At 53.3% G+C, this 25,658-nt stretch carries 27 protein-coding genes and 1 pseudogene; 17 read left to right on the top strand and 11 right to left on the bottom strand.

The features are described from left to right. Nucleotides 1-22 precede the first annotated feature (22 nt). The 10 genes from tssF (at nt 23) to dbpA (ending at nt 10,050) form a co-directional block, all read left to right on the top strand. Nucleotides 23-1,777: a type VI secretion system baseplate subunit TssF gene (gene tssF / locus ACQG2Q_RS12655; protein WP_046621354.1), complete on the top strand. Its 1,755-nt coding sequence runs from the start codon at nt 23-25 to the stop codon at nt 1,775-1,777. Then, on the top strand, nt 1,741-2,826 hold the full coding sequence (tssG, locus tag ACQG2Q_RS12650; protein ID WP_096216971.1) for a type VI secretion system baseplate subunit TssG: 1,086 nt from the start codon (nt 1,741-1,743) through the stop codon (nt 2,824-2,826). Before tssF ends, tssG begins: the two co-directional genes overlap by 37 nt. Beyond that, nucleotides 2,804-3,349: a type VI secretion system lipoprotein TssJ gene (tssJ, locus tag ACQG2Q_RS12645; protein ID WP_096216970.1), complete on the top strand. Its 546-nt coding sequence runs from the start codon at nt 2,804-2,806 to the stop codon at nt 3,347-3,349. Before tssG ends, tssJ begins: the two co-directional genes overlap by 23 nt. Next, nucleotides 3,349-3,804 (top strand): type VI secretion system baseplate subunit TssE, encoded by a 456-nt coding sequence (gene tssE / locus ACQG2Q_RS12640; protein WP_096216969.1) that lies wholly within the window; start codon nt 3,349-3,351, stop codon nt 3,802-3,804. The genes tssJ and tssE overlap by 1 nt, the downstream gene beginning before the upstream one ends. A 23-nt stretch (nt 3,805-3,827) precedes the next feature. Continuing rightward, complete coding sequence (locus ACQG2Q_RS12635) at nt 3,828-5,159, top strand: VasL domain-containing protein (RefSeq protein ID WP_096216968.1); 1,332 nt, start codon at nt 3,828-3,830, stop codon at nt 5,157-5,159. Between the two features lie 25 nt (nt 5,160-5,184). Continuing rightward, complete coding sequence (locus tag ACQG2Q_RS12630; protein ID WP_023306365.1) at nt 5,185-5,673, top strand: hypothetical protein; 489 nt, start codon at nt 5,185-5,187, stop codon at nt 5,671-5,673. 313 nt (nt 5,674-5,986) lie between these two features. Continuing rightward, nucleotides 5,987-7,117 carry a methyl-accepting chemotaxis protein gene (locus tag ACQG2Q_RS12625; protein ID WP_022648264.1) on the top strand — a complete coding sequence of 377 codons (1,131 nt, stop codon included), beginning with the start codon at nt 5,987-5,989 and terminating at the stop codon, nt 7,115-7,117. Between the two features lie 90 nt (nt 7,118-7,207). Next, a complete protein-coding gene (gene zntB / locus ACQG2Q_RS12620; protein WP_032624170.1) occupies nt 7,208-8,191 on the top strand; it encodes a zinc transporter ZntB in 984 nt (327 codons plus the stop codon). Nucleotides 8,192-8,472: 281 nt separating this feature from the next. Continuing rightward, nucleotides 8,473-8,619 carry a hypothetical protein gene (locus ACQG2Q_RS12615; RefSeq protein ID WP_369702450.1) on the top strand — a complete coding sequence of 49 codons (147 nt, stop codon included), beginning with the start codon at nt 8,473-8,475 and terminating at the stop codon, nt 8,617-8,619. 57 nt (nt 8,620-8,676) lie between these two features. Further along, a complete protein-coding gene (dbpA, locus tag ACQG2Q_RS12610; RefSeq protein WP_022648261.1) occupies nt 8,677-10,050 on the top strand; it encodes an ATP-dependent RNA helicase DbpA in 1,374 nt (457 codons plus the stop codon). A 43-nt stretch (nt 10,051-10,093) separates the two neighbouring features. Here dbpA and ttcA read toward each other — a convergent pair whose 3' ends face one another. Next, a complete protein-coding gene (ttcA, locus tag ACQG2Q_RS12605) occupies nt 10,094-11,029 on the bottom strand; it encodes a tRNA 2-thiocytidine(32) synthetase TtcA (protein ID WP_001186974.1) in 936 nt (311 codons plus the stop codon). A gap of 48 nt (nt 11,030-11,077) precedes the next feature. Next, nucleotides 11,078-11,263, bottom strand: a pseudogene (locus ACQG2Q_RS12600) (site-specific integrase); the annotation flags it as partial. An 81-nt stretch (nt 11,264-11,344) separates the two neighbouring features. On the opposite strand from ACQG2Q_RS12600, the gene ACQG2Q_RS12595 reads away from it, so the two are divergent. From ACQG2Q_RS12595 to ACQG2Q_RS12585, 3 genes are all read left to right on the top strand, one after another. Continuing rightward, nucleotides 11,345-11,476 carry a hypothetical protein gene (locus ACQG2Q_RS12595; protein WP_255248590.1) on the top strand — a complete coding sequence of 44 codons (132 nt, stop codon included), beginning with the start codon at nt 11,345-11,347 and terminating at the stop codon, nt 11,474-11,476. 205 nt (nt 11,477-11,681) lie between these two features. Further along, on the top strand, nt 11,682-11,879 hold the full coding sequence (locus tag ACQG2Q_RS12590) for a hypothetical protein (protein ID WP_022648260.1): 198 nt from the start codon (nt 11,682-11,684) through the stop codon (nt 11,877-11,879). A 3-nt stretch (nt 11,880-11,882) separates the two neighbouring features. After that, nucleotides 11,883-12,305 (top strand): GFA family protein, encoded by a 423-nt coding sequence (locus tag ACQG2Q_RS12585; RefSeq protein ID WP_023300213.1) that lies wholly within the window; start codon nt 11,883-11,885, stop codon nt 12,303-12,305. Between the two features lie 33 nt (nt 12,306-12,338). On the opposite strand, the gene ompC is transcribed toward ACQG2Q_RS12585, so the two are convergent. Continuing rightward, entirely contained in the window at nt 12,339-13,466 is a 1,128-nt protein-coding gene (ompC, locus tag ACQG2Q_RS12580) for a porin OmpC (RefSeq protein WP_063849100.1), read from the bottom strand. Between the two features lie 387 nt (nt 13,467-13,853). After that, nucleotides 13,854-17,378 carry a pyruvate:ferredoxin (flavodoxin) oxidoreductase gene (gene nifJ / locus ACQG2Q_RS12575; protein WP_096216840.1) on the bottom strand — a complete coding sequence of 1,175 codons (3,525 nt, stop codon included), beginning with the start codon at nt 17,376-17,378 and terminating at the stop codon, nt 13,854-13,856. A 271-nt stretch (nt 17,379-17,649) separates the two neighbouring features. On the opposite strand from nifJ, the gene ACQG2Q_RS12570 reads away from it, so the two are divergent. Further along, complete coding sequence (locus ACQG2Q_RS12570) at nt 17,650-17,916, top strand: putative hemolysin (RefSeq protein WP_003856935.1); 267 nt, start codon at nt 17,650-17,652, stop codon at nt 17,914-17,916. A 1-nt stretch (nt 17,917) separates the two neighbouring features. Here the strand turns inward: ACQG2Q_RS12570 and hslJ are convergent, their stop codons facing one another. From hslJ to ACQG2Q_RS12550, 4 genes are all read right to left on the bottom strand, one after another. After that, on the bottom strand, nt 17,918-18,355 hold the full coding sequence (gene hslJ / locus ACQG2Q_RS12565) for a heat shock protein HslJ (protein WP_023300211.1): 438 nt from the start codon (nt 18,353-18,355) through the stop codon (nt 17,918-17,920). A 124-nt stretch (nt 18,356-18,479) separates the two neighbouring features. Beyond that, entirely contained in the window at nt 18,480-18,608 is a 129-nt protein-coding gene (locus ACQG2Q_RS12560; protein WP_017693358.1) for a DUF2474 domain-containing protein, read from the bottom strand. After that, a complete protein-coding gene (gene cydB, locus ACQG2Q_RS12555; RefSeq protein WP_063200111.1) occupies nt 18,608-19,618 on the bottom strand; it encodes a cytochrome d ubiquinol oxidase subunit II in 1,011 nt (336 codons plus the stop codon). Before cydB ends, ACQG2Q_RS12560 begins: the two co-directional genes overlap by 1 nt. A gap of 5 nt (nt 19,619-19,623) precedes the next feature. Continuing rightward, nucleotides 19,624-21,018 (bottom strand): cytochrome ubiquinol oxidase subunit I, encoded by a 1,395-nt coding sequence (locus ACQG2Q_RS12550; RefSeq protein WP_063849098.1) that lies wholly within the window; start codon nt 21,016-21,018, stop codon nt 19,624-19,626. A gap of 393 nt (nt 21,019-21,411) precedes the next feature. Between ACQG2Q_RS12550 and ACQG2Q_RS12545 the strand changes: the two genes are divergently transcribed. From ACQG2Q_RS12545 to patD, 3 genes are all read left to right on the top strand, one after another. Further along, on the top strand, nt 21,412-21,600 hold the full coding sequence (locus ACQG2Q_RS12545) for a hypothetical protein (protein WP_017693360.1): 189 nt from the start codon (nt 21,412-21,414) through the stop codon (nt 21,598-21,600). A gap of 82 nt (nt 21,601-21,682) precedes the next feature. Further along, the gene (locus ACQG2Q_RS12540) at nt 21,683-23,107 is read left to right on the top strand and encodes a PLP-dependent aminotransferase family protein (RefSeq protein WP_063849097.1); all 1,425 of its coding nucleotides are present in this window, start codon (nt 21,683-21,685) and stop codon (nt 23,105-23,107) included. A 139-nt stretch (nt 23,108-23,246) separates the two neighbouring features. Beyond that, a complete protein-coding gene (gene patD, locus ACQG2Q_RS12535; protein WP_096216839.1) occupies nt 23,247-24,671 on the top strand; it encodes an aminobutyraldehyde dehydrogenase in 1,425 nt (474 codons plus the stop codon). A gap of 35 nt (nt 24,672-24,706) precedes the next feature. Here patD and ACQG2Q_RS12530 read toward each other — a convergent pair whose 3' ends face one another. The 3 genes from ACQG2Q_RS12530 to ACQG2Q_RS12520 are packed head-to-tail and all read right to left on the bottom strand — an operon-like array spanning nt 24,707 to nt 25,600. Beyond that, nucleotides 24,707-24,889: a DUF1869 domain-containing protein gene (locus tag ACQG2Q_RS12530; protein WP_014070439.1), complete on the bottom strand. Its 183-nt coding sequence runs from the start codon at nt 24,887-24,889 to the stop codon at nt 24,707-24,709. A gap of 3 nt (nt 24,890-24,892) precedes the next feature. Continuing rightward, nucleotides 24,893-25,246 carry a DUF1971 domain-containing protein gene (locus ACQG2Q_RS12525; protein WP_022648250.1) on the bottom strand — a complete coding sequence of 118 codons (354 nt, stop codon included), beginning with the start codon at nt 25,244-25,246 and terminating at the stop codon, nt 24,893-24,895. Nucleotides 25,247-25,273: 27 nt separating this feature from the next. After that, on the bottom strand, nt 25,274-25,600 hold the full coding sequence (locus ACQG2Q_RS12520) for a DUF1971 domain-containing protein (RefSeq protein WP_022648249.1): 327 nt from the start codon (nt 25,598-25,600) through the stop codon (nt 25,274-25,276). Between the last annotated feature and the right edge of the window lie 58 nt (nt 25,601-25,658).

The following is a 25,658-nucleotide window of genomic DNA, read 5'->3' as shown; positions in this document are numbered from 1 at the left end:
AAACACATTTATTCAGGTTCTTATGGATGATTTAACCCTGCGTTATTACGACGCTGAAATGCGCTACCTGCTGGAAGCCGGCGAAGAATTTGCCCGCGCTCACCCTGAGCAGGCAGCAATGCTCAATCTCGATAAGGCGGGCGCGCGCGACCCGTACGTGGAGCGCCTGTTCGAGGGCTTTGCCTTCCTGATGGGCCGCCTGCGCGAGAAGCTTGACGACGACCTGCCGGAACTGACCGAAGGGCTGGTCAGCCTGTTGTGGCCGCATTACCTGCGCACCATTCCCTCGATGTCGGTGGTGGAGTTCACTCCTGTCTGGCGTGAGATGAAAGAACCGATGCGTATCGCCAGAGGTTTCGAGGTCAATTCGCGGCCGATCGGTGAAAAAGGCACGCGTTGTCGCTACACCACAACTAAAGAGATAACCCTTCAGCCACTGGCGTTGGATCATGCCCGCCTGTCGACTGATCCTGACGGGCGCTCTGTCATCAGCCTGCGCTTCAGTTGTAGCCATCTTGCTGACTGGAGCCGTGTCGATCTCAGCCAGATCCCGTTCTATTTCAACGCTGACGCGCCGCTGGCCTGCGCCATGCATGAAGCCTTTACCATGAATACTGCGTGCCTGTGGCTGCGCATGCCAGGTGACGTAGACAGAAGGCCGATGGACGGGTATTTCACCGCACTGGGGTTTGGTGATGATGACAGGCTGTGGCCGAAGGGGGACAGCAGTTTCAGCGGTTACCAGTTGCTGCTGGAGTACTTCACCTTCCGCGAGAAATTTATGTTCATGGGGCTGCGCGGGCTGGAGGCCGTGATCTTTCCTTCTGAGCTTCCTTGGTTTGAAATCGACGTGGTGCTGGCGGAACGCTGGGAGCATGACTTCAGCTTTACCGAAAAGCACCTGCGCCTGAATTGCGTGCCGGTCATTAACCTGTTCCCGCTGGAATCCGATCCGCTGACGCTCAATTCTCTGCAAACCGAATACATGCTGCGCCCGATGCGCGTGCAGGATGGCCATACCGAGATATATACCGTGGATTCGGTGATGTCGTCGAGTCAGCATACCTACGTGCCGTTTTCGAGCTTCCGTCATAAGGGAGGAATGATGCGTCATGAAGCACCGGAATATTACTACCACACCCGCGTGCGCCGCGGTCCGTCCGGCCTGCATAACACCTGGCTCATTCTTGGCGGCGAAGCATTTGATAATCATACCGTCCCGGAAGACGAAAGCCTGTCGCTGACGCTCACCGGCACAAACGGTCAACTGCCACGACGTGCGCTGCAAAGCACCGTGCTTGATACGGTGATGAAAACCACTTCGGTCAGCATTGCCGTGCGCAACCTGTGTGCGCCGACGCTGCCTTGTTACCCACCGGCGCAGGACCGTTTCCACTGGCGCGTGCTGAGTCACCTTGGCAGCGGATTTCTCTCGATGATGGATAATGCCGACGTGCTGCGCGGTACCCTGGCGCTGTATGAATGGACCGACAGCGAGATGAACCGTCGCCGCCTGGAAGCCATCATTGACGTGAAGCACAGTGAAACCGAACGCTTTGAACAGGGCTACCTGGTGCGCGGCGTGCAGATTGAGGTGACCCTGGACAGCCATGGCTTTGCCGGGCGCGGTGACATCTGCCTGTTTGGCGAGATGCTGAGTCGTTTCTTTGCGCTCTACACCGACATTTATCTGTTTAACCGACTGATTATCATCCTGCAACCTACCGGAGAGCGCCTGGAATGGGAAGAGAAGCACAATCGCCGTATTCCCGGCTGAGCCCACGGCTGGAAGCCGACCTGCATCGCATTAACTTTTACCGTTTATGCCAGTTACTGGAGAAGCGTAACCCGGGCAGGCCGCTGATGGGCTCGACCAGTCACCCGGGGGATGATCCGGTACGCTTTGCCCCACATCCGGGGATGGGATTTCCGGCCAGTGAGATGAAAGCCGTGGAATATGATGAGGAGGATGACAGCCGGCCACCACTCATCCGCACGACCTTTATGGGAATGTACGGTGTCGACTCACCCTTGCCGACGGCGTATCTCGATGACATCGCTCAGCGTCGGGAAGGGCATGATGCACTACAGGGTTTTCTGGATATCTTCAGTCATCGCATTCTGACGCAGTTTTACCGTATCTGGCGTAAATACTCTTATCCGGCCACCTTTGAACCCGGTGGTACGGACAGCATCTCGCAGTCACTGCTGGGCCTGGTGGGGTTGGGTATTCCCGGCACAGCAGACCACATTGCCACACCGGTATCCCGTTTTCTGGCTTTGCTGGGTGTCCTACAGCAACCGGGCAAAACGCAGGAGGGGATGCAGGCGCTGGTGACTTTGCTGGCCCCGGAAACCACCGTGAAGGTTAGCCCGTACTGCCTGCGGCCGGTGGAAATTGGTCAGCCACTGGGCTTTTACGGTGATGACGATTTTCTGTTGGACGGCAACACGCCACTGGGTGACGAAGCGATGGATGCGGGTAGCCAACTGCTGGTTGCGCTTAGGACGGATAATGAACAGGAGGCACAGGGCTGGAAGCCGGACGGTCTGCTGTATCAGGACTTTATGGTGATGCTTCGTGTCTGGCTCGGTTGGCGTTTTAAGGCAAAACTCACCCTGACCACCCGGACCCGACTTCTTGCCGTTCCGCCGCTTGGTGAAGGCCCTTTCTGGCTCGGGATGAACGGCGTGCTGGGGGCTGATGAGGGGGAGTTTACAGACGATATCCCACCGACCTTTACGACGGAACTGGGCTATTACACCGGCCTGAAGCCGGCAATATCACAACAAGGAAACCGACGTGTTACGTACAAGTTCAATTAAACACGCGAGCTTGCTGCCTGCTCTGCTGGCATTCAGCCTGACGGGGTGCGGGGTGACGCAGGGCATCACTGATGGCACCAAATCGGCATTTAACTCCGTGTTCTACAAAAAAATTAAGATGCTGCACCTGGATTTCACGGCGCGTGAAGCGTTAAACACCGATTCCCGCGAAAATAACTCACTCTCCGAGCCGGTGGTAGTCCGCGTCTATCAACTGAAAGACCGCAAAATCTTCGATAAAACGGTTTACCAGCAACTCCTGAAAGATGGCGAAACCATCCTGAAAGCCGACCTGCTGACGACCCGAGATGTGGTCGTAAAACCGGGTGGTGATACAAATCTTGATATGCCAATGGAAGAAGAAACGCAGTTTGTCGCGGTAGTCGGCCTGTTTCGTCACCCGGACCTGGTCAACAATACCTGGAAGCAGGTTCTAAAACGTGAAGATCTCGATCCGGATAAGCCGCGCATTCTGGAGGCTGGGAATAACCACCTTACGTTACAGCCATTGAAGGATGACTGATGCCACAGGGACACAACACGCCATCGCTTTATGAAATGCTGAGCGGTAATTTCTCAGGAGGCCTGAGCTTCAACCAGGTCAGCGAACAGAATCAGGTGATTTTATCCGTACTCGATAACATGCAGCGCATCCTCAACTGCCGCGCCGGTACGCTGGCTCACCTGCCGGACTACGGCCTGCCGGATATGACAAAAATCCTCCAGGGAATGCCCGGGACCGCCCACCAGCTGATCACCACACTGTCGGCTGTGTTGCTGAAGTACGAGCCGCGCCTGAGCCGGATCAACGTGGTGATGCAGGAACAGATTCAGCCCGGTGAACTCCGCTACGCCATTGACGCGGAGCTGAAGGGGGTGGGGCTGGTGCGCTACGGCACGGAATTTATGCCCGAGGGCAGGGTATTAATCCGTCATCTGAAACAACAGCAATACCTCGATGCACGAGCCGCCATCTAGTTATTACTCAGGTTAAAACAGTTATGACAATAAATTCTGAACGCCAACTTAAAACCGGCGGGGATCCGCGCACGCTTGCGGGTTACGCTGCCTTGCGCGAAGAAATGAACAAGCTCACCCATCCGGCACGCCCGGATGTGAACTGGCAACACGCGGAAACGCTCTGTCTGTCACTGTTCGGGCATAACGGTGTGGAGCTACAAACGGCTGCCTGGTATACGCTCGCCCGTACGCATCTGGCCGGATTGTACGGTATGAATGAGGGGCTTGCGTTACTTGCTGCACTGGTAGCCCGCCAGTGGGGAAACCTCTGGCCACAGCCTGTCCATGCGCGAATCGAAATCCTCAGTGCACTCAACAAGCGCCTGCAACAGGTGGTACGGACGCTATCGCTGACGTACGCCGACTTAGGGCAGCTGTATCAGTCTGAAGAGCATCTGAACGCTTTGGAGGACGTCTTGCAGCGTCTGGAACTCAAGCATGCTACTCAGCTTGATGCTCTGCGCACGATGATGCAGAACGCAGCAGTGCGTCTGGAAAAGAGCGAAAATACGGACATGAGTCTGCACGGTGACGCATTGGGTGCTACGGAAATTCACCTCGTCGAACCGACTGAGCGTAGTAAATGGGTTTATGTGGTTGAGCCCGAGCCGGTGCTGAACGTTGGGGTGGTTAAAGAACCTCCGGTGTCGATGAAACCCTGGAAGCCATTTGCTGCTGGTATGTTGACCATGCTGGTGGCAGCCAGTGTCGTCGCAGGAGGATGGCAGATGTTGCATGCGCCAGATTCGGCACAAGCGCAGCTAGCCGCGGCTCTGGCTCCTCTACCTCAAGGGCTATCTACAGGGCAATTAGAGGCGCTGCAACAAACGTCACCATCACCGGAACCGGGGATTGGCAGGACACAACAGCTGTTAGCGCAGCTTTTACAGTTGAAACCAGACTGGGCAGTGAGCTTCGGCGACCGTCTGGTGCAGCAGGCGCTGACGCTGTGGCCGGAAGAGGCCAAACCCCTGGCGCAACATTGGCAGAAACAGATGAGTATCGCTGCGCTAGCAGATTTAGATCTGAATGGATGGCATCAGGGTATGGCGCAGTTGCAGCAGTTGACGAACAAGCTGAACGCACTGGATGAACAGAAGGGGAAGTACATGACGGTGAGTGAACTGAAATCAGACGTGTTTGCCATGTCGCAGTCATTTAGCCAAACCATACCGCTTGAGGAGCAGCTTCGTCTGCTTTCCACTCTACCTGCCGGGCAACCCCGGTCAGCAGCGCAGCAAAACAAGGTCGAACAACATCTTCAGCAGTTGATTGTTAGCTACGCCCTGCTGAAGCACAAAAAAGAACAATAAGACTGGCGAAAAACACGGAGTTAACATGTCAGTAAGAGAGCGTTTTTTTAAGAAAGTGCAGCAGAATAACGTAAATAAACCGATTCATATTAATACGGCTGAAGCCGAAGTCAGGGCTTTTTGTCAGCGGATGGATGATCTTGCACAGCAAATTATTGTTTGGTTTGAGGGTTCTGGTATTGAAGTCCTGTTATCCCAAAAGCATATCACCGATTTGAGTACGGTCGGCTACAGCCTCAGTAGCAGTATATGTCGTTATGTCATCACGACTGTCATTCTGCGAAATGGAGATCGCAGCGTCAGCATTATACCAGAACAGATCATCAGGGGATCAGAGAAGGGGTGTATGACAATGTGCATTAATGCCCCCGGCAGTATATCGGGGGAGAGGATATACCATTTAAGCATGGCGCCTGAAACAGGCTGGTATATTCGTCGCGGACATCAAAGTGTGAAAGAGAATGTTCTCATGACGGAGGACTATTTTTTCCAGTCAGTCGACTGTCTGGCCTGAACGTAAGCCAGCCTGGTGGGAGGTCACGGTAACGTAGTTGATATATATTAACTACGTTAACTTATTAAGCATGACTAAACAATGTTGCCCTACGGTACTCCTTCTTAAATAGGTAAGTGCTAATATTTAAGGGCGGGCGGTAACCAAACTACAAGCTGGATATTTACAGTATATCATGCTTTTTATCTGCCTTAAGCGAAACTATGCAAATCAAACTGCAAAACAACAAACCAACGACGAACGTGAGGACAAAATACTGTGGCAATGCTATAAACCTTAGAGCCCACAAAAATATAAAGTCGTAGGAAAAACTATGCTAAGAAATATTAGTGTCAGAACCTTCATTGTCTATTTCCTTTTATGTGTGTTTTTGGTAAGCGATGGAGTTATAGCGCTATTTTCAGGGAGTTTTTCGCTTTTTATTGCAGTCATTATCGTACAATGTATCGCCTTAATTTTACTCTGGGCGTATATGACAAAATATCTTGTGACGCCGATCAATACTGTGAAAAAAAGTATTGAAGAAGTGACGTCAGGCAATCTCGGCGTGTCGATCCCTGAATTCGGCAACAACTGTGCGGGACGACTGATCCCGGGCATTAATAGTCTCTCCAGCAACATTGCAACGCTGGTCCGTGAGATCCGCGCCTCCTCGCAAACCGCGATGACCCTGTCAGATCAGCTTTCTTCACGCAGCGCGCAGCTTTCCGTTAAAACAGAACAGCAGTCAGCTTCGCTGGTGCAAACGGCAGCCAGCATGGAAGAGATGGCTGCAAGTACAAAAAATAATGCCGACAATACCCGTTTAGCCAGCGAACAGGCGAATATCGCGACGTTGCAGGCGCGTAAAGGCGGAGAGTTAATGGGGCAGGTCGCGAACAATATGCAATCAATTACCGACTGCGCCCAGCAAATGACAGAGATTATCTCGCTGATTGACGGTATCGCTTTTCAGACCAATATTCTGGCGCTTAACGCCGCCGTTGAAGCGGCAAGAGCGGGCGACCATGGAAAAGGATTTTCAGTGGTCGCTGGTGAGGTCAGAAGCCTGGCGCATCGTAGCGCCGAAGCGGCAAAAAATATTAAGTCATTGATTGAAGTCACCAGCCATAACGTGACGCAGGGCGTTAACGTAGTCTCTGAAGCTGAAAAAAACATGCACGACATCGTTACCGGCTCGGGCAACGTGAGCCGACTGATGGATGAAATTTCCGCCTCAACATCGGAACAAGAAAAAGGGATTTCACAAATCACGCTGGCATTGTCAGAGCTGGAACGCGTAACACAGAGCAATGTGTCGATGGTTGAAGAACTGAACGGTTCGTCAGATGTGTTGCGCAATCAGGTGATTGAACTTCAGACACGAACACGTAATTTCCGTCTGAAGAACGAGTACCAGGCTGATAATGCGTTAATAAGCCGCGAATGGGTGGTGAATTCCTGAGCATATTCAGGATGATGCCTCACATAATTATTGCTTAACCCTCGACGAAAGCTAGACTGACACCGAAAGAGATAAATCGGTGGAGGCGCTGTGGAGAGCATTAAAGGGTCTGAAGTTAACGTACCTGACGCGGTTTTTGCATGGGTACTTGATGGGCGCGGGGGCGCAAGGCCGCTTGAAGATCAGGATCACATCGACAACGAACACCCATGCTGGCTGCACCTCAACTACACGCACCCGGACAGCGCCGAGTGGCTCGCGTCCACGCCGCTTTTGCCCAACAACGTTCGGGATGCGCTGGCGGGAGAAAGTCTCAGACCTCGCGTAAGCCGGATGGGTGAGGGGACGTTAATAACACTGCGTTGCATAAACGGCAGTACGGATGAGCGTCCGGATCAGCTGGTGGCAATGCGTGTCTACATGAATGAACGATTGATTGTTTCCACCCGTCAGCGAAAAGTGCTGGCGCTGGATGACGTCATTAACGATCTGAAAGAGGGCACGGGGCCTACGGATTGCGGAAGCTGGCTGGTGGATGTATGTGATGCGCTGACCGATCATGCCAGCGAGTTTATTGAAGAACTCCACGATAAAATCATCGATCTGGAAGACAACCTGCTCGATCAGCAAATTCCCCCACGTGGTTTTCTGGCGTTGTTGCGAAAACAGCTTATTGTTATGCGCCGCTATATGACCCCGCAGCGCGACGTCTATGCGAGACTGGCCAGCGAACGCATGAGCTGGATGAATGACGATCAGCGTCGCAGAATGCAGGATATTGCTGACCGGCTGGGACGTGGTCTGGACGAAATTGATTCGTGTATCGCCAGAACGGCGGTCATGGCGGATGAGATAGCACAGGTAATGCAGGAGTCATTAGCCAGGAGAACCTATACCATGTCGCTGATGGCGATGGTCTTTTTGCCAAGTACGTTCTTAACTGGGTTGTTTGGCGTCAATCTTGGGGGGATCCCCGGCGGTGAATATCACTATGGCTTCACTACGTTTTGCGTCATGTTAGTGGTTTTGATTGGGGGTGTTGCATGGTGGTTGCATCGTAGTAAATGGCTGTAAATTTACGCATTTTCTAATGCTGCGACTGCTTCAAAACGACATTTTAATTGAGCGAAGTCAATAAACTTACACCATGTTAGGTGCAATATTACTCCCGCAGGTGAATGCAACGTCAAGCGATGGGCGTTGCGCTCCATATTGTCTTACTTCCTTTTTTTGAATTACTGCATAGCACAATTGATTCGTACGACGCCGACTTCATAGTCGGCTTTTTTTTGCCTCCTGTTTATCTGCGTCTACCCTTTAGGGGTAAGCACCCTAATCTGGAGGAAAAGATGAGTATGCTACTTGCCCTGCAACGCCTGAACACATGGCAGTCCGATCCGGTGCCCACCGATCCGACCCCAATTCCCGATCCCATCCCGCGTCCGCAGCCGATGCCGGATCCGCCACCGGACGAAGAACCGATTAAATTGTCGCATCGTTAGCGGAGATCTGCGAGGATACGCGCCATCTGACTGCAATCATTACCATGAGAGTATATTGTGACCGCTTTTTCCACGCTGAACGTTCTGCCTGAAGCCCAACTGACTAACCTGAATGAGTTGGGTTACCTCACTATGACCCCTGTCCAGGCCGCCGCGCTGCCAGCTATCCTTGAAGGCCGGGACGTGCGCGTGCAGGCGAAAACCGGTAGTGGAAAAACGGCTGCATTTGGACTCGGCCTGTTGCAGCATATTGATGCAACCCTGTTTCAGACCCAGTCCCTGATACTCTGCCCGACGCGCGAGCTGGCCGACCAGGTCGCGGGTGAGCTGCGTCGTCTGGCGCGTTTTTTGCCCAACACTAAAATTTTAACGCTCTGCGGCGGACAACCGTTCGGTGCGCAGCGCGATTCCCTTCAACACGCGCCGCATATCATTGTGGCAACGCCGGGCCGTCTGCTCGATCACCTGCAAAAAGGCACCGTTTCACTCGATGCACTGCAAACGCTGGTGATGGATGAAGCTGACCGCATGCTGGATATGGGCTTCAGCGATGCGATTGACGAAGTGATTCGCTTTGCGCCCGCCACACGTCAGACGCTGCTTTTTTCTGCCACCTGGCCAGAGGCGATTGCGGCGATCAGCGGGCGCGTGCAGAAGAACCCGCTGACCATTGAAATCGATACTGTCGATGCATTGCCAGCGATTGAGCAGCAGTTCTTCGAGACGTCGCAGCAGGGCAAAATTCCACTGCTGCAAAAATTGCTTAGCCAACACCAGCCAGCGTCCTGCGTGGTGTTCTGTAATACCAAAAAAGATTGTCAGGCGGTGTGCGATGCCCTGAATGATGCCGGACAGAGCGCATTATCGCTGCATGGCGATCTGGAGCAGCGCGATCGCGATCAGACGCTGGTGCGTTTCGCTAACGGCAGCGCTCGCGTGCTGGTTGCAACGGATGTGGCGGCTCGTGGCCTGGATATCAAATCGCTTGAGCTGGTGGTGAATTTCGAACTGGCATGGGATCCGGAAGTGCATGTCCACCGCATCGGGCGTACCGCGCGTGCGGGTAACAGTGGTCTCGCCATCAGCTTCTGCGCGCCTGAAGAGGCGCAGCGCGCTAATATTCTTGCGGAAATGCTGCAACTGAAACTCAACTGGGTGAATGCCCCCGGTAATATCAGCATCGCTCCGCTGGCGGCGGAAATGGCCACCCTGTGCATCGACGGCGGTAAAAAAGCCAAAATGCGTCCCGGTGACGTTCTGGGGGCGTTAACAGGGGATATCGGTCTCGACGGGGCAGATATTGGCAAGATCACGGTCCATCCTGCACATGTCTACGTAGCAGTTCGCCAGTCGGTTGCGCATAAGGCCTGGAAACAGTTGCAGGGCGGGAAGATTAAAGGGAAAACCTGCCGTGTTCGGCTGCTGAAGTAAGGGAAAAAAGCGTCTCAGAAGCACTGTCTGAGACGCAGTCAGGTTATTTCACTTCCACCACGTTCAGGCGCAGTTCATCGAATTGCGCATCCTCTTCCTCTGGCTGCCAGCCAGCAGGCTGCATCGGGATCTCTTCGCGGTCAAACGCCAGATCCCCGCCATTCACCACCTCTGAACCGTGGTTAATCCCTTTGAAATCGAAAAGTTCAACATCGGCGAGGTGCGAAGGCACCACGTTCTGCATGGCGCTGAACATGGTTTCGATGCGGCCCGGATAGCGTTTATCCCAGTCACGCAGCATGTCGCCAATGACCTGACGTTGCAGGTTCGGCTGTGAGCCGCACAGATTGCACGGAATGATAGGGAAGGCTTTGGCCTGAGAGAAACGCTCAATGTCTTTCTCGCGACAGTAGGCGAGCGGGCGGATCACGATGTGTTTGCCGTCGTCACTCATCAGCTTCGGCGGCATTCCCTTCATTTTGCCGCCGTAGAACATATTCAGAAACAGCGTTTGCAGAATGTCGTCCCGGTGATGACCCAGCGCAATCTTGGTGGCGCCCAGTTCGGTTGCGGTGCGGTACAGAATGCCGCGACGCAAACGTGAGCAAAGCGAGCAGGTCGTTTTGCCCTCAGGGATCTTCTCTTTTACAATGCCGTAGGTATTCTCTTCTACGATTTTGTACTCAACGCCCAGGTTCTCAAGGTACTCCGGCAGGATATGCTCCGGGAATCCTGGCTGTTTCTGATCGAGGTTAACCGCGACCAGGGAAAAGTTCACCGGTGCGCTTTGCTGTAGATTGCGCAGGATCTCCAGCATGGTGTAGCTGTCTTTACCGCCCGACAGGCAGACCATGATGCGATCGCCTTCTTCAATCATGTTGAAGTCTGCAATGGCTTCGCCCACGTTACGGCGCAGTCGCTTTTGCAGTTTATTCAGGTTGTATTGTTCTTTCTTGTTAATCTCTTGATTTTGTTGCATCTATTCGTTACTCAGATCTCAAATGGGGCACAGGGTGAGAAAACGATTTCAAAGCGTCAGCTTCGTGTTCATCTCTTCTATCCATGTAGCATAGATTTCATACACCATCTGCGCATTTATGTGCCCCATCTGGTTAGCGATAAAAGACGGGTTTGCGGCTACCGGTAAAAACCAGCATGCGAAAGTGTGTCGTGTATGGTACGGATTGCAGCGCCGAATGCCAGCACGATTTACAAATGAGCCCCTCAAAGAAGTTTGGTTAAGACTAACGGGTTGTCTACACTTACAGCTTACGCAGTAAAAACGGAGGTGAAAATGTCTGACCGTCCCGTTAATGGTGACCATCCTGATTATAATCCCAGCCCGGATAACCCGGAAAAGGATGGAAGAAAACCGAAAGATGATCCTGGCTCAGCGCCTGAATCAGGCGATAAAGATCCAGAGTAATGACCAGCCGCCTTTCCGAAGGCGGTTTTAACACCCATTACGGCCTCGCTATGCGCAACGCTATTCACGATATTCCGATACCCGCTCAGAACCCCCCTGTTTTGCCGGACGAGAAGGTGAGATAAAGCACCGACCTCTTCCCCGCGTTCCAGCACGTTTTACAGTTCTCCTGCTACGCTTTTGAGGGGGACAAGGGAGCGCTTCTATGAAAAATAAAGACGAACAGACAGGATTAGTTGGGCTGGCGATTGGTGCCGCCGTTATCGGGCTGGTTTCAGCGCAGAAGATCATCAATCGTGAAAGTATTGTCGATGAGCTGGTGAGGCTCGGCAGGCAGAAGGGGGATGGTGTCGAAGATGAGGTCTTTTTAAAAGCGGCTGAGTTAGTGAGAAAAGGGGTATAAGCGATGGCTGAAATTCGTCATGCACAGTGTCATTGTGGGGCGGTGAAATTTACTGTTGAGCTGACGGACGGCCTGAATACCGCACGGCGATGTAGCTGCTCGTTTTGCAGGATGCGCGGGGCAGTAGTGGTTTCCGCGCCGTTGACGGGTATTAAGGTGACGCAGGGCGCGGACACGCTCACAGAGTACCGTTTCAACACCGGCACGGCGCGCCATTTCTTCTGCTCGGTTTGCGGTATTTACACGTTCCATCAACGACGTTCCAATCCCAATGAATATGGTGTGAATGTCGCCTGTCTGGAAAATGTTACGCCATTCGACTTCCCGGAAGTGGCGGTAATGGATGGGATAAATCACCCTATGGATGGCGACAGCGGGGTAATTGGCTATCTCTCTTTTCGCAAAGAACAGGCGAAACAGAGATAAAATTAGCCCGCAGATCGCTGCGGGCTAACGGGATTAGAACTGGTAAACCAGACCTAACGCTACGATGTCATCCGTACCGATGCCATTGTTTTTGTAGAATGAATCATCTTCATCCAGCAGGTTGATTTTATAATCAACATAGGTGGACATGTTTTTGTTGAAATAGTAGGTAGCACCGACGTCAGCGTATTTCACCAGGTCTTTATCGTCCTGACCATTGCCCAGATCTTTACCTTTGGACTGTAAATAGGAAACAGCCGGACGAAGGCCGAAGTCAAACTGATATTGTGCGGTCACTTCAAAGTTCTGGGTTTTATTTGCAACCGCATCTGTATTGTCGCCGTACGGCGTCATATTGCGGGTTTCGGAATACATTGCAGCCAGGTAAATGTTGTTGGCATCGTATTTGAGGCCTGCGGTCCATGCATCCGCAGTATCACCGCCCGCAGTAGTGTAATTTACCTGATCGTTAGTACGGTCAGATGAAGCATATGCCGCGCCTGCGCTGAAGCCCATGCCGAAATCGTAGGTTGCGGAGATACCGTAACCGTCACCATTTTCATGACGTGTATCACGACCGTTGTTGGTCCCTTCATTAGTAGAGCAGAAATTCTCATCGCAGTTATTACCTTCATTATTACCCTGATACTGCACCGCGAAGTTCAGACCCTGCACCAGACCAAAGAAGTCGGTGTTACGGTAGGTCGCCACGCCGTTTGCACGACCGGTCATAAAGTTATCGGCATAAGTATAAGAGTCGCCACCAAATTCTGGCAGCATATCGGTCCAGCCTTCTACGTCGTACAGGACGCCATAGTTACGGCCGTAATCGAAGGATCCGTAGTCGCCTACCTTCACACCCGCGAAGGCCAGACGCGTCCAGGACTGATTGTCAGAGCCTTCGGTGTTGTTTGCCTGAATGTTGTATTCCCATTGTGCGAAGCCGGTCATCATGTCGTTGATTTGGGTTTCACCTTTAAAACCCAGACGCATATAGGTTTGATCGCCATCTTTTGACGCGTCGTCAGAGAAATAATGCAGACCATCTACTTTGCCATACAGATCCAGTTTATTGCCGTCTTTATTATAAATTTCAGCTGCGTGAGCGGCTCCAGCCATTAACAAAGCGGGGATCATCAGTGCCAGTACTTTTCTTTGCATTTTGATTATTCCTTTGCAGTTATTTTTTTATTGCTTAGTGAACTTTCCGGGCTGGAAAGCTGTCCCATGCTAAATCACACAGAGGGCTGATGAATAAAATATAATTGTTACGGGTTGAGTAAAATCTAAAGCAAATGATGCGTTTGAAATAACAATTGATGTCGTGAATTAATCGTTATAATCGATACAAAATAAAAATTATTAATTAAGTGGTAAAGAAGGTATTCTCCATGGCGTTATATGCCTTTAAGATTTTTTCATCCATAATTCACGTGAATATTGTTCAGAACGTTGAGGCAATTTTCACCGAACTTCTGGATTAGCCCGGTGCACGTGCATCGGGCTTTTTTATGGCAAAAAAATGCCCGGACAAGCCGGGCATAACGGTTATTCGCTGGTTGATTTTTCCGCTTTCCCCGCCAGCTGTGCAAGGAAGTCATAACGCTTCTGAAGATCCGCTGCCGCGTCCCTCCATAGCTGCTCTGCTACTTCTGGTTGTTGAGCGTTCAGCCTGCGGAAACGCTGCTCCTGAAGTAAGGTTTCGGCAAGGGCGTCTGAAGGCGGACGTGAATCCAGCGCCAGCGGTAATTTTCCTTCATCGGCACGGCGCGGGTCAAAGCGGTACAGCGGCCAGAAGCCGGTTGCGGTAAGCTGACGCATCTGGTCGTGGCTAAGCGCCAGATCGTAGCCATGCTCCTCACACGGGCTATAGGCGATGATCAGCGACGGGCCAGGATACGCTTCCGCCTCCTGAATGGCTTTCACCGTCTGGTTAAGCTGCGCGCCCAGCGAAATCTGAGCGACGTAGACGTGTCCATACATCATCATGCTGACGCCCAAATCTTTACGCGCCTTACGTTTGCCATGCTCACCAAATTTCGTGACCGCACCCAGTGGCGTTGCTTTCGAGGCCTGTCCGCCGGTGTTGGAATAACACTGAGTATCAAGCACCAGAATGTTAACGTTTTCGGTGAGGCTCAGGACGTGATCAAGACCACCGAAACCAATATCGTAGGCCCATCCGTCGCCACCGATCAGCCAGATAGATTTTTCAACCAGCGCGTCAGCATCGGTCAGCAGTTGTTCAGCCCCTTCAACACCCTGAAGCGCGTGGCGCAGTTCAGCAACCTGTGCGCGACGAACGTCAGGCGTGGCCTCCGCATGCAGGGCGTCATTCAGCTCTGCCGGGATTTTATCGGCAAACTGTTCCAGCAGACGCATTACGCGGGCGCGGTGCTGATTGACCGTCAGGCGGAATCCCAGACCAAATTCTGCGTTATCCTCAAATAGCGAGTTTGCCCAAGCCGGGCCGCGGCCATACGCGTCGGTGGTATAAGGCGTAGACGGCAAGTTCCCCCCATAGATTGACGAGCAGCCCGTCGCGTTGGCAATCAGCATCCGGTCGCCGTAAAGCTGGGTAAGCAGTTTGATGTACGGCGTTTCACCGCATCCGGAACACGCCCCGGAGTACTCGAAGAGGGGGGTGATGAGCTGCGAGGTACGAATGTCAATACGTTCCAGCTTGTTGCGATCGATTTCGGGCAGGTCGAGGAAGAAGTCATAATTCACTTTCTCTTCTTCAACATGTTCCAGACGCGACATCATATTAATGGCTTTGATTGAGGGATCCTGACGATCTTTCGCCGGGCACACCTCGACGCACAGGTTACAGCCGGTACAGTCCTCTGGTGCCACCTGAAGAACATATTTCTGGCCACGCATATCACGGGATTTTACATCCAGCGAGTGCAGACTTTCCGGTGCGTCCGCCATCGCTTCTGGCGACACCACTTTGGCGCGAATGGCCGAGTGCGGGCAGGCCGCCACGCAGTGGTTGCACTGGGTGCACAGCTCTTCTTTCCAGATAGGGATCGCTTCGGCAATGTTGCGTTTTTCCCAGCGGGTCGTGCCCATCGGCCAGGTGCCATCAGGCGGAAGCGCAGAGACGGGAAGAGTGTCGCCCAACCCGGCAAGCATCGCCGCCGTAACGGTTTTGACGAAATCCGGGGCAGCGTCAGACACCACTGGCGGCCGGTTCGGGCTGCTGGTATTGACCGGCTGCAACGGCACCTCGAACAGCGACTCGCGGGCCAGCGCCAGCGCCTGCCAGTTGCGCTCAACCAGCTCCTGACCTTTGCTGCTGTAGCTTTTGGCTATCGCCCCCTGGAGGTCCATCAGCGCGCTGTCGCCCGGCAGAATATTGGTCAGGTGGAAGAACGCCATCTGCATAACCGTATTGATACGCGCGGCCAGGCCGCACTCGCGGGCGATCTTCGCGGCGTTAATGACATACAGGCGCGCCTGTTTCTGGTTTAGCACCGCCTGGACTTCCTGGGGCAGTCGTGCCCAGACCTCATCGGCGCTATACGGGGTGTTGATCAGGAAAATACCGCCGGGCTTCAGGCGCTCGGCCATCTGGTATTTATCGATAAACTGGAGCTGATGACAGCCAACAAAATCCGCCTGAGAAATCAGGTATGCCGAGCGGATTGGATGTTCGCTGACGCGCAGGTGCGAGACGGTCAACCCGCCCGCTTTTTTGGAATCGTAAACGAAATACCCTTGCGCATACCACGGCGTGGAGTTACCGATAATTTTGATGTTGTTCTTGGTCGCCGAGACGCTGCCGTCGCTGCCCAGACCGTAGAACAGCGCTTCCAGTTTCGCATTCGAGGGCAGGGTGTTTTCCGGCAAAGGGAGAGAAAGGTTAGTCACGTCATCATAAATGCCGACCGTAAAGCGCGGCTTCGGTTTTGCCTCGCGCAGTTCAGCAAATACGGCCAGGACGCACTCCGGCCCGAACTCTTTGGAAGACAAACCATAACGCCCGCCAATGACGCGCGGCAGCGTTTCGCGTTCACCGTGATTAAACGCCTCAGCCAGAGCGGTCATTACATCAAGGTAAAGGGGTTCAGCCTGCGCGCCAGGCTCTTTGGTGCGGTCAAGTACCGCCACGGCACGTGCGCTTTCCGGCAGGGCTGCGAGCAGATGTTTAGCAGAGAATGGACGGTAGAGGCGAACTTTTAGTACGCCAACTTTTACACCACGCGTAAGAAGCTCATCGACCACCTCTTCGCAGGTGCCGATGGCGGAGCCCATCAGGACGATCACGCGCTCGGCCTGCGGATGACCGTAATATTCAAATGGCTTATATGCGCGACCCGTCGCAGCGGCAAAATCGTCCATCGCCTGTTCGACGTGCTCATATACCGCGTTGTACCACGGGTTTGTCGCCTCGCGGGACTGGAAATAGGTATCCGGGTTGGCAGAGGTACCCCGGATCACCGGATGTTCCGGATTGAGGGCCCGAGCGCGATGGGCATCAATGTCTGCCTGCGGCAGCAGGTTCAGTATGGTGTCATCCGGCAGCGGAACGATTTTATTGATCTCGTGAGAGGTGCGAAAACCATCGAAGAAATGAATAAATGGCACTCGACTTTTCAGCGTGGCGATATGCGAAATCAGCGCGAAGTCCTGTGCTTCCTGCACGCTGCTGGCGCAGAGCATAGCGCAGCCGGTCTGACGCACGGCCATCACGTCTGAGTGGTCGCCAAAAATAGAGAGCGCGTGTGTGGCTACAGTACGTGCGGCGACGTGCAGGACAAAAGGCGTTAATTGTCCTGCCAGCTTGTAAAGCGTGGGGATCATCAACAGCAGCCCCTGAGACGAGGTGAACGAGGTCGACAGGGCACCGGTCTGCAACGCACCATGCACAGTGGCTATGGCGCCGGCTTCGGACTGCATCTCAACAACCCGCGGGACATCGCCCCAGACGTTTTTTACCCCATTACCAGCCCAGGCGTCAGCCTGTTCAGCCATCGTGGAGCTTGGGGTGATGGGGTAGATGGCGATAACTTCGCTGGTGCGAAACGCAACAGACGCGACTGCACCATTGCCGTCAATAGTTTGCATAGGACAACACCCTTACATTGCGCAAAAATGAAGGGCCTGTAAAACGACGACAGACCCTGAATATTATCTGTGTATTTTAGCAAAGCTCAGGTTTTACGATTTTCGCTTTTGTGTCCTTGGGATGCGCTGTATCAATGACTGGATGGCTATTCGCGATAAAAAATTGCGAGAAATTGTTACCAGAGCGCATAAATACGCACATCCGCTCTCGACGATGCGGTGCGTGATGCCTATTATGCATAGGTTTCGCTTTAACTATGGGGAGGAAGGTATGCGTTCTGCATTTTGGGTCGGATGTGCCGCGTTACTGTTGTCGGCATGCAGCAATGAACCTGTACAGCAGGCGACAGCGGCACACGTTACGCCAGGTATGCGAGCGGCTATGTCCAGTTCAGGCCAGGCCAACTGCGCAATGATCGGAGGGTCACTCTCCGTTGCCCGTCAGCTCGACGGCTCCGCTATCGGCATGTGCGCGTTGCCAAACGGCAAACGCTGTAGTGAGCAGTCGCTTGCCGTAGGATCGTGCGGGAGTTACTGAGTTATTCAACTCGCTTAAACATTAAAGACTTATTGGCTGTCGCCAGCGTTAACTGGTCTTCGGTCAGGTCTACCTGAGCGCCTGTGCGTAGCATATCGGCTAGGGTCTGATCAAGTTCATTAAGCTGCGGCTCGGTGCAGAGTTTCCGCGTCATTGCCAGCGTTTTGACCGTCAACTCTCCTTCGGACAATTTTCCCTGGCCGTTGAAGCCGTTGCACATTGTGCCGGAGACGGCAATGTTGTTAATCAGGCTGATACTGGGCTGCGCGCTGAACCGAATTTCAGGCTGCGTTTTCAGGCCCTTAACCGCTTTGCCATCAACGTTTTCCAGCACGAAACGGTGATTCTCTAACTGATCGGTCTGAACGGAGGCTTTACCGGGATTAACGCATCCCGCCAGTGCGAGGCTGATTAAACTTACTGCCGCGAGCTTTTTCATTTTTCTTCTCAAACTATCAATGCTGTAAATATTTTTTCAGTGTAACCATACCCTCCAGGGTGTTAATGGGGTTTATCTGAAAGTGCGAGATAAGGACCGGGCGGCAACGCACCCGGTGAATGAATTAGTGCGATTTAAATCCGGCTGCGGCCATCAGCATTTTAAAGAGCATACTTACGCAGGCCAGTGCCAGGACGCTGCCGCCCCAGATGATGGCAAGCCACATCAAACGTTTCCATACAGGTTGTTGCATCAGTGATAACCCTCCCCATGCTGTACTTTTCCGCGAAAAACGTAATAACTCCAGAAGGTGTAGACCAGAATCACAGGAATGATCAACAGTGCGCCCACCAGCATGAAGCCCTGGCTTTGGGCTGGCGCAGCGGCCTGCCAGAGGGTAATGTCCGGCGGGATGATATGCGGCCAGATGCTGATCCCAAGCCCGCTAAAGCCAAGAAAAACCAGCCCTAACGTCATGATAAACGGCAGTGTATGGCTCGCAGGATCGTTCAGGCAGCGCCACTGGCACAGACTCAGGATCGCAACCAGCGCAGGAACGGGCAGCAGATAAAACAGATTTGGCAGCGTAAACCAGCGCGCAGCAATGGCTGCTTGGGCGAGAGGGGTCCATATACTGATTACCGCAATGAATACCAGAAGCAGGAGCAGAAGCACTTTCGATACCTGACGCATCCGCTGTTGCAGGGCATTTTCACTTTTCATTACCAGCCACGTTGTTCCTAACAGTGCGTAAGCCACCACAAGACCCGCACCGCAGAAAAGATTGAACGCGGTAAACCAGTCAAACGGACCACCGCTGTAAGCACGACCGGTGACGTTGAACCCATGGATGACCGCGCCGACGGTGATGCCTTGGCTGAAGGTCGCCACAATTGACCCGCCAATAAAGGCCTTATCCCAGAACGGACGGTGCGCCGGAGTCGCTTTGAAGCGAAATTCGAAGGCGACGCCACGAAATATAAGCCCGATCAGCATTATTGTCAGTGGAATGGTTAGCGCGTCGATGATCACCGCATAGGCGAGAGGAAAGGCGCCAAACAGGGCCGCACCGCCAAGCACCAGCCAGGTTTCGTTGCCGTCCCAGACGGGAGCCACGCTGTTGACCATTACGTCGCGATCGTCCGCATTCGGCGTTACCGGAAACAGTATGCCTATCCCCAGATCAAAACCGTCCATCACGATATACATCAACGTGGCGAAAACGATAATCACGAACCAGATAATGGAAAGATCGATACCCATTACGGTTACTCCTTAAATTCAGTGGTGACGGCAGAAAGCGGACGAGCAGGGCGGCCATCGGATTCAGTCGCGAAGGATTCATAAGGCTGCGGTCCTTTTTTAATCAGACGCACCATATAGCTGTAACCCACGCCGAACACCGCGGTATAAACCACGAAGAAGGCCAGCAAGCTGATGCTCATGTGCAGATCGCCATGTGCGGAAACCGCATCCTTCGTACGCTGTAGCCCATAGACGACCCAGGGCTGGCGGCCGACCTCCGTTGTTACCCATCCGGCGAGGATCGCGATCAGCCCGGACGGCCCCATCAGCAGGGCAAACCACAGGAAGGAACGTGAGGTGTAGAGGCGCTGTTTGTAACGCAGCCAGACCGCCACCATGCCCAGGAAGAGCATCAACATCCCAAAACCGGCCATGATGCGGAAAGACCAAAAGACAATGGTGGCGTTCGGGCGATCGTCTTTTGGGAACTCCTTCAATGCCGGAACCTGTTTATCGAAACTGTGGGTCAGGATAAGGCTGCCGAGAGCGGGAATTTCAAGGCTAAAACGGGTCCGTTCCTGCTCCATATCCGGCCAGCCAAACAGCAGCAGTGGAGTAGGCTCACCCGGCGAATTCTCCCAGTGGCCTTCAATGGCGGCTATTTTCGCGGGCTGGTGTTTTAAGGTATTAAGCCCGTGCATATCACCCACCAGTGCCTGAACAGGGGCTACGATCAACGTCATCCACAACGCCATGGAGAGCATGGTGCGAATGGCAGGCGTGTTGTTTCCGCGCAGCAAATGCCAGGCCGCGGAGGCTCCGACAAACAGCGCGCTGCTGAGAAATGCCGCAATCGACATGTGCAGCAGGCGGTAAGGGAAGGAGGGGTTAAACACCACGGCAAACCAGTCCACCGGAACGACCTGACCGTTGATGATTTCATACCCTTGCGGTGTCTGCATCCAGCTGTTTGACGAGAGGATCCAGAACGTAGACATGAGGGTCCCCAGTGCCACCATGCAGGTCGAAAAGAAGTGCAGCCCCGGCCCGACCTTATTCCAGCCAAATAACATTACCCCGAGGAACCCCGCCTCAAGGAAGAACGCGGTGAGCACTTCATAGGTCAGCAGAGGGCCGGTAATGCTGCCCGCAAACTGCGAAAACCCGCTCCAGTTGGTGCCAAACTGATAAGCCATCACCAGGCCGGAGACCACGCCCATCCCAAAGTTGACGGCGAAGATCTTCGACCAGAAATGGTACAGCGAACGCCAGACGGGGTTTTTTGTTTTCAGCCACAGCCCTTCCAGTACGGCGAGATAGCTCGCCAGGCCAATGGTTATCGCCGGAAAAATAATATGAAAGGATACGGTAAAGGCGAACTGTATTCGCGCAAGATGAAACGCATCTGGACCAAACATGCACTGCCTCAATGTTAAACGGTGTGCTGTTATGATAAAGAGGGGGAAAATGAGATATCAGAAGCAGAAATTGATAATTTATCTATAACAGTTGTGGGAAAAGGTGAACTTTATCTGGCTGATATAGCTAACAAGGAAGAATAAAAAATTTCTTTTTATGATTTTTACGCATTAAACAGCTTGCTTTGTCGCCAGTAACATGCGTTAATGGATTTCTGGTTTTGAATCCAAATAAATATCTGACGTAGTTTTATAAAGCAGTTCTCATCACGTTGTGCCTCTCCGCAGCCTCTCTTGGGTCTTTATCTACATTCCGATTAGTTTTGTATCGAACCAACTTTTGCCTGATCGGCTCATGAGTAATTTACGTTTTTACGTTTACAGGAGAATCCTATGACTTCTTATATCCATTTCCGCTGCCCATGCTGTCATGGCTCGCAGTACCGCACCTCAGCTTTTGATGTGTCTGACAAAAATCCGTTCGGCGCAAAATGCATTTTCTGCAAATCGTCGATGATCACGCTCGACCACCTGGCCGCAGCGCGTTCTGCTCAGAATCACATTACTGAGTACCGCAAGTAATCTACCGCGTTTCCCATAACAGTTAGCAAATTCTTCTCTTTTTCTCCTGCTGATATACACTGTCAGCAATAAGGAGAATCTGATGAAAAAATACCAGCGTCTGGCGCAACAAATTATCTCGCAGATTGAGCTTGGCGTATGGTTGCCGGGTGATAAGCTGCCTTCTCTGCGAGAGCAGGTGGCAAGCAGCAGCATGAGTTTCATGACCGTGGGCCACGCGTATCAGATGCTGGAAAGTCAGGGGCGCATTGTTGCCAGACCGCAGTCAGGCTATTACGTTGCCGCCCGTCCGACCACACACCAGCCAGCACCGCCCGCGCAGGTGATGCGCGATGAAGTAGTTGACATCAACACCTATATCTTCGACGTGCTACAGGCCAGCCGCGACCCCTCCGTTGTCCCTTTTGCCTCGGCATTTCCCGATCCGCGCCTATTCCCGCTTCAGCAACTCAACCGCTCGCTGGCTAATGTCAGTAAAACGGCCACGGCCATGAGCGTGATTGAAAACCTGCCGCCGGGTAACGTAGACTTACGTCATGCCATTGCCCGTCGCTACGCTCAGCAGGGGATGAATATCTCCCCGGATGAAATTGTGATCACCGCGGGCGCGCTCGAAGCACTCAACCTTAGTTTGCAGGCTGTCACTGAACCAGGTGACTGGGTTATCGTTGAAAACCCCTGTTTTTATGGCGCACTCCAGGCACTTGAACGTCTGAAACTGAAAGCGCTGTCGGTTGCTACTGACGTGCGTGAGGGCATCGATCTCAGTGCCCTTGAGCAGGCGTTAAATGATTATCCGGTGAAAGCCTGCTGGCTGATGACCAACAGTCAGAACCCGCTCGGCTTCACGCTGAGTGCAGAGAAGAAAGCTCAGCTGGTGGCCTTATTAACCCGGCATAACGTCACGCTGATTGAAGACGATGTTTACAGCGAACTCTACTTTGGCCGCGAAAAGCCGCTTCCGACAAAGGCCTGGGATAAGCAGGATATGACGTTGCACTGCTCCTCATTCTCCAAGTGTCTGGTGGCCGGTTTCCGTATTGGCTGGGTGGCGGCGGGAAAACATGCGCGCCGTATTCAGCAGTTACAGCTGATGAGTACGTTATCCACCAGCTCCCCCATGCAGCTGGCGCTGGTGGATTACCTGGCGACCAAACGTTACGACGCCCACCTTCGTCGCCTGCGGCGCACGCTTGCTGAACGCAAACAGCAGGCCTGGCAATCGCTTTTGCGCCATATGCCTGCTGGCGTCAAAATCCATCATAACGACAGCGGCTACTTTTTATGGCTGGAACTGCCTGAAGAGCTGGATGCGGGGCAGTTGGGTGAAAAGGCATTAACTCATCAAATCAGCATTGCGCCCGGCAAAATGTTTTCCACGTCCAATATCTGGACACCGTTTTTCCGTTTCAATACCTCATGGGGATGGGGCGAGCGGGAGGAGCAGGCGGTCGTCCAGCTGGCGGCGTTAATTCGCGAAATGATGCTGCCCCCAGTCACACCTTGATGAAAATTCCTGAAGCGACATGACGCGCGGTCTACCTTTAGTAAGGGAGTGTGGATTGGTAACGTGACGTTGTCACGCATCGACCCGCCAGAACGTGTGCTGACAGCGAAAACTATGTCGATTTCAACAGGACGATGCTATGCAAAATCAACTGCTGATTAATGGTGAACTGGTGACCGGCGAGGGTGAGAAGCAGGCGGTTTACAATCCTGCCACGGGTGAAGTATTGCTGGAGATTGCTGAAGCGTCGGCAGCACAGGTGGACGCTGCCGTCCAGGCTGCCGATCGCGCGTTCACTGAGTGGGGGCTAACGACGCCCAAAACGCGCGCCGAAAGTTTGTTGAAACTGGCTGATGTGATAGAAGCCAACGCTGACGCGTTCGCACAACTGGAGTCGCTAAATTGCGGGAAACCGCTGCACTGTGTCCAGGGAGATGAGATCCCGGCCGTGGTCGATGTGTTTCGCTTCTTTGCCGGGGCCGCCCGCTGCCTGAATGGGCTGGCTGCTGGAGAATACCTCGAAGGACATACCTCGATGATCCGCCGCGACCCGGTTGGCGTTGTCGCCTCTATCGCGCCCTGGAACTATCCTCTGATGATGGCGGCGTGGAAGCTGGCGCCCGCGCTGGCGGCGGGAAACTGTGTCGTCATCAAGCCGTCTGAAATCACCCCGTTGACGGCGCTGAAGCTGGCGGAACTGGCGAAAGATATCTTCCCGCCAGGCGTGCTCAACGTGCTGTTTGGTCGCGGCAAAACCGTAGGAGATCCGCTGACCGGTCACGAAAAAGTCCGTATGGTTTCTCTCACCGGCTCTATTGCTACCGGAGAACATATTATCGGGCATACCGCATCTTCAGTTAAACGTACCCATATGGAATTGGGTGGAAAAGCCCCGGTCATTGTCTTTGACGATGCAGATTTGGATGCCGTGGTTGAAGGCGTGCGTACGTTTGGTTTCTACAATGCTGGTCAGGATTGTACCGCAGCCTGTCGTATCTATGCCCAGAAGAGGATTTACTCCGCGCTGGTCGAAAAGCTGGGCGCAGCTGTTACCAGCCTGAAAATGGGCGCGCCGGACGATACATCAACGGAGCTGGGCCCGCTCAGCTCCGCTGCGCATCTTTCCCGCGTTTGCGCTGCCGTGGACGAAGCCAAAGCCCTTGGACATATCCGCGTCGTCACCGGTGGCAGTAAAAGAGCGGGGGCAGGATATTACTTCCAGCCAACGCTACTGGCCGGGGCGAAGCAGGAAGATGCGATCGTCCAGCGCGAAGTGTTTGGCCCGGTGGTCAGCGTGACGGAATTTGAGGATGAAGCGCAGGTGCTGAGCTGGGCTAACGATTCGCAATACGGCCTGGCCTCGTCCGTCTGGACAAAAGACGTCGGACGCGCCCATCGCCTCAGCGCACGGTTGCAGTATGGCTGCACCTGGGTCAATACCCATTTTATGCTGGTGAGCGAAATGCCGCACGGCGGGATGAAGTTATCCGGTTACGGAAAAGATATGTCGGTCTACGGACTTGAGGATTACACGGTAGTCCGACATGTCATGTTTAAACACTAAACCCTCATGCCCGGCGCAGTGCTGGGCGATTCAGCTTACCAGCCACAGACCTCGTGTTCATTTTCCGTATCGTAGGCGCGAACGGTGTTCACCAGATCCTTCACGACATCTGCCGCGACGTCCGGGATCAACAGCTCCATTGGCGCTTGTGTTTCATAATCCACCGACACGCCGTTGCTGTTATTGGTGACGGTCACGGTATAGGTAGCCTTACCCATTATTTACTCCTTATGCGTGTTGACCACTTTACCGATACCCGCACCGCTGAGCGTGACGGCAGGATCCGCGAAAAAGTCGATATTAAAATACGTGTCGTCGGTCAGTAGCTCAATGCGGTGCCATTTTTGCGGTGGCGAGATGCCAAAAGAACCGGCCTCAATGATCACTTCCAGATCGGGTTCGGTGGCATCGCCATCGGCAAAGCCAAAGTAACGCACCGCACCCTGCATGACGGACAACCGACCGTACACGCCGGCTTTGGTGTTGTGATGGGTAAAAAGCGCTTTTGGGGCGCTCTCTTTATTCCAGAACGGTGTCGAGCGGGTATGAACAAAGTTTTCAGGAATACGTAACATAATAGTTTCCTTCATGTTGGCGGGTGCTTAAAGGGACTTAAGCACCTCAGGTTCAACAAAGAATTCAATATTGAACAGGGTGTCGTCGGTCATCACCTCAATGTGGTGCCATCTCTCTGGCGGGAAAACGCCAAAACGACCCGCTTCAATGACGAGCTCGCTGTCAGGCTCAGGTGTAAATTCATCAGCATAGCCCAGATAACGCACCGCGCCGCGCATCACCGACAGGCGAGGGTAAACGCCCGGCTGCGTGCCCGTATCAAGGTGACGTTTAAAAATGCCGGCGGGGGCCGTTTCTTTGTTCCAGAAAGGCGTGGAACGGGTGTGAATGCAACTCTGCGGAATGCGTAGCATGTTTCCTCCCTTAAAAGCCTGCTTTTATTAGACTGCTTTCTGCAGGGATGGATTTACC

Origin of the sequence: Enterobacter cloacae complex sp. 370H10 (genome assembly GCF_050031535.1) — a bacterium.
In the GTDB taxonomy this organism is placed as follows: domain Bacteria; phylum Pseudomonadota; class Gammaproteobacteria; order Enterobacterales; family Enterobacteriaceae; genus Enterobacter; species Enterobacter intestinihominis.
Note: the sequence above shows the minus strand (reverse complement) of the source record. Positions and strands in the feature narration are given on the sequence as shown.